Genomic DNA, 4,469 nt, shown 5'->3' on the forward strand with positions numbered 1-4,469 from the left:
CCGAGGGGGTGTCCCGGTAGACCTCCACGCGGATGCCTGATCCGGGGGCGGGCGACACTCGGATCATACCGGCGTTTACCCAGGTCTTTGTGACCACGACCCCGTTCACCTTCACGCCCACATGGGCCTGCCGAAGGTAGGGGAAGGGCACCTGAAAGTCGGTCACCGAGCCGTTGCCGGCTACGATGTTAGGTGTGTATGCCATAGCGTCCTTCAAAAGGAGAAAGGCCCCCGGAGGTCATCCGAGGGCCGTTGAGTTAGCGGTTGCGAGGTGGCGTCTCGCGACGGTCCTCAATCAGGTGGGAGAACAGCGCCGAGAAGGGTATGAAGTTACCCAGCGGCACGAAGGCGTTCCAGCCGGCGCGAAGCTCGGACTGGGCCATGTCACGGCCTTCCATATTGCTGCGGATGACGCCCTTGGAGAACCGGGCGGCGTCTTGGAGCTGGTTACCAGCCGGAGCGCCGAACAGGGCGTCCTGCGGGGCACCGGAGGCGCGGGCAGAACCGAACTGCGGCCCCACCGGGGTCCACATTAGGGCACTGTCCATCAGCATAGGGAGGATCGAGGAGGTCGCCGTACGGGCAAAGCCGTTCTTGGCGAGGTTAACCGGATCAAGGGTCTCCTCGAAGTACTTGTCGTAGCCTTCGTCGGTCGCCAACTGGGGAGCCTGACGGACTGCGAAAGTGGCCGTACCGAGTGCCATCTCGCCGATCAGCGTGACCGCCATGCGGGGGTCCATGTGGTTGATCGCGTAGAGTGTGGACTTCGACCAAGCGCCGAGCACGAAGCTGCGGAACTGGGTGAACAAGGAGGCCACCGGGTTGCTCATCCACTTCGCCAAACCGCCCACGTCGTTGGCCTGAACGAGCCTGTCGGTGTAGCGGTTGAGGAGGTAGGAGAACTCGGTCACTGCCTTCGGGTCCCACTTGTTCGACCCGAGGGAGACGAGCTTCTTGCCGTCCTTCTCCGCGTGTTTCAGGAGGTTGCCGAAGATCAACTGGGCCTGCTCGTCACCGATGCCGACCGTTGCCAGACGTTCCGTGCCCTTGCCTGTGAGCCTGGTCAGGTCGAACCCGCCGCCCTCGACAGCGGTCTTGCGAGCGATGTCAAAGAGGTGCTGGGCCACGGCCTTCGCGGCCCACTTCTGCTGGTAGTCCTGAATGCCCCTCATCAGGGACACTTCAGCCGTCATTCGCTGGCCCCAGTCGAGCGCCATATCGAGGCCGTTGGCCAGCCGTGAGGAGGCCCCAGCGCCGATGCGGTCGTCCGCGAAGCGGAAGTCGAACTTGCCCACCAGACCGTCGAGACCAACGCCGGACATGTGCTCCAGCTCGGCGAGCAGGGCGTCCCTCTTGGGGACCGAACGGCCAGTCTCGTCCACCATACGGCGGATTGCGGGGAGCTGCTGCATCGACGCGCGGAAGCCGGTCATCGACGCAACCTTCCAGCTTTCCTGCACCTGATTGAGGCCCATGTTGGACATCAGGCGGATGAACTGAAGGGTCTTGAAGCGGCGCACCCACTGGGCGTAAGCCTTCTCCTGTCCGTAGACCGGGATGCCGTTGATGCGCTTCCAGCCGAAGTCGATGTTCTCGATGGCGTTCTCCATCTTGGACTGTACCTCGGAGACGGGCTTGCCTAGCTGGCGGAACCCTTCCCGGACCCAGTTCTTGAACTTGGTCAGGTCAGCCTCGGAGCGGATGCCGTCGAAGATCAACTCGTCCGTCACCGGGTCGCGAACCTTCATGTCCGCGAATGCCACCCGGCCTGACATGGTGCGGGCGTAGCGGCGGTCGAGAAACTCGGCGTCCTGAATGAACAGGTCGTCCATCTTCAGCGGGAGCATCTCGCCTGTCTTGGTGCGGACGTTGGCGGCGTAGTCGTACTTCATCACCGTGCGGCGCTTCAGATAGCCGACGCCCTTTGAGCCGTCAGCGGTCTTCTTGGTCTCATCCACGACGCCGGAGAAAAGGTCGTACACCTTGTCCAGGTCCTCGTCGGCGAGCCCGTCGCTCTCCAGAAGGGATTGCTTGAAGGCTTCCTTGAATGCCTGCTTGTCGCCCAGCCCGAGAGCCCCGGCGATGCTGTCCTCAATGCCATAGCCGGCCTTGCGGATACTGGCCCAGTAGCCCTTCGACATCTTCTTGAGGAGGTCATCCTCTATCTCACCATGTGCACGGCGGATGCTCTCGGCGATGAACTTGTGCATGGTCTCCTCGTCAACCAGTCGGTCGATTTCGGAGATGCGGTTGTGGTCCGCAACCTTCGGCGAGTAGAAGCCCTGCTGCTTGACGGAGAGGCCGGGGAAGGCGCGTTCCAACTCACCAGCCCAAGCATCGTAGAACTGCTTGCGAGCTGATGCCGCCTTGACGATATGCGGGCTTACGTCGGGCGAGGGGTGCTCGTCCGTCATGAAGGCGTTGACCGCCCGGTGGAACTCGTCGGCCTTCCGGGCGCGGGCGAGGGGGTTGAGCAGGGACGACCCTTCCGCCACGTAGTCGCGCAGGGCGACCTGATAGACCGAGTTGCGGTTGCCTAGCAGCTTGCGCTCCAGAGCCGTGGCGCGGATCGACGTGGGGGCGTCGAGGACGGCGTGGCCCTTGGTGCCGGCGGTCTCCTCGAACATGGCGAAGCCGGCGAGGCGGGCGCGGGGGTTCTCGCTCGTGGTGAGCTGGCCGGCCACGTCGAAGCGGAGCTTACCGCCGAAGCCGCGATCCACCGCCTCGTCGTCAATGCCCCAATCGGTGGGGTTGAACGGAACGATTCTGTCCGTGTTGCGGGCAGCGCCGGCAGAGCTGACATCACTCACCATGGATGGCATGTTGGACTGGAGGGCGCGAGACTTGGCCTGCTCGATTGCGTCGAGGCCGGTCTTGGTCATCAAGTCCCGCTCCACGACAGTTGCCGGGTTGCGGGCCAGAGGACCCGTCAGGCCCCCGAGCAGAGCCCCTACGCCAAACGCCGCGAGCGCGTCAGTGTGAGGATCATCGAGACCGTAGTGTGCGCCCAGTTCGAGAGCGGCGTTGCTCGTGCCGCCCAGGAGGGCACCGCCTAGCACTTTGGCAGCGAAGGAGCGCCCAGTGTTCCAAACAGCGGCGGCCTCGCCGGCACCGAAGACCATCGCAGGCAACAGCACAGGGTCGGCGATCCCGGAGATAACGCCAGCCGTCAGGGAACTTACGGTTCCCGATTTCTCGGCCCGAACGTCCCGGTCGGCCATCTCGGTGGCGTACTTCAGCCGGAGGTTCCGGTTGTACTCCGAGGTGCCGGTCAGAACGTAGTCGTGATACTGCTCGGGGAGGGTCTCGGTAATGTGCTTCCACTGGTCCTCGGTCCAGCCGTTATCCTGGGGATCGACGGCACCTTGAGTGGCCCAGCGGTATAGCTTGGCGGTGTACCAATTCTGTGCCCCGCTGTCGTAAATCTGGTCGCCCCATGAGGTGTAAGCCTGCGGGCCTCGTGCCTCCTCGTCTTGCTTCTGCTGCGTGACATCGACCAGCGTAGGGGCCGGTGGGGTGCGGCTCTGGTCGTAGGTGTTATAGTTGGTCTGTGGCGCGTCCGTATCGGTATAGGGGTTGGCAACCTGTGGCACATAGTTGCCGCCGAGGAGCGATGCAGCCTTGGCCTTGTGGGCCTCCATCTGCTGCTCAACCTTGTCCCGGACGGTGCCCGGAGCGCCGCCAGCCGCCGCGTCAGAGCGATCGTAGAGGCCGGGGGCGCCAGCGTTGATGGTGGAGTACATATCGAGCAGGCCCATGCCGGGCTTGAAGCCGCTGTCGACCAGATAGTTGGCCGAAGCGTGAACGGCATCCTCCACGGACATGCCTTTGTAGTAGCCGTACTTCTGGCGCTGCGGCTCGCCCATCTGAATGAGGCCCCGGTGCTGACCCCATTTGGTCGTCGGGCCTGCCTGCCAGATGTCGAAAGTGCCGCCGGTCTCGTAGGGACATGGCGGTGGCAAGGTCTTGCGGGTCAGCGCCGATCCGCAGAGCTTCGTTCTTAATGGCCTCGGAGAGGCTGGCGCTCATGTGTTCTCCTGAAAAGAAAAGACCCCGGTGGTGAGCCGGGGCCTTGAGGGGTTAGTCGAAGGACCGTCCGATACCTCGGGGTCCCTTGAACAGCTTTTTGGGTGCTGTCGGCGGCTTGAACGGATTGTTGAAGTTCGACAGCTCCTCCTCGTAGTTTTTGCGGAGGCGCTTGGCGACGTAGCCGGTGACGATTCCGTGGGTCTTGCTGTGCTTCAGCTCCCACTCCTCGACTGTCTTGCGGCGGTCTTCCATCGCCGACCAGAGCTGGGCACGGGCCTCCTTGCGGGCGGCCACGTTAGCAGACCTTGCGGCCTCGTGCTGGGCGGTGATTTCACGCTCCATCTCGGAACGCTTCTTCGCTAGATCGTTGAGCCCGATGCGGGACCCGAAGTTCAACGGGCCGGCCTTCGTTTTGCTCATGACGATCCACTGTCCCGACG

Annotated in this window: 3 protein-coding genes; all 3 read right to left on the reverse strand. The window is 63.4% G+C overall.

Annotated elements, in window-relative coordinates:
* Nucleotides 1-205, reverse strand: a 205-nt coding sequence (locus EOC06_RS45235) for a phage tail fiber protein (RefSeq protein WP_206631312.1), incomplete at its 3' end; no start/stop codon positions are given.
* Between the two features lie 52 nt (nucleotides 206-257).
* Nucleotides 258-3,866, reverse strand: coding sequence for a hypothetical protein (locus tag EOC06_RS33195; protein WP_128309782.1), 3,609 nt, complete (start codon nucleotides 3,864-3,866; stop codon nucleotides 258-260).
* 214 nt (nucleotides 3,867-4,080) lie between these two features.
* Nucleotides 4,081-4,469 (reverse strand): hypothetical protein (locus EOC06_RS33200; protein ID WP_206631311.1); only part of this gene is annotated, 389 nt, incomplete at its 5' end.

Source organism: Mesorhizobium sp. M7A.F.Ca.MR.362.00.0.0, assembly GCF_004023175.1.
Taxonomy (GTDB): domain Bacteria; phylum Pseudomonadota; class Alphaproteobacteria; order Rhizobiales; family Rhizobiaceae; genus Mesorhizobium.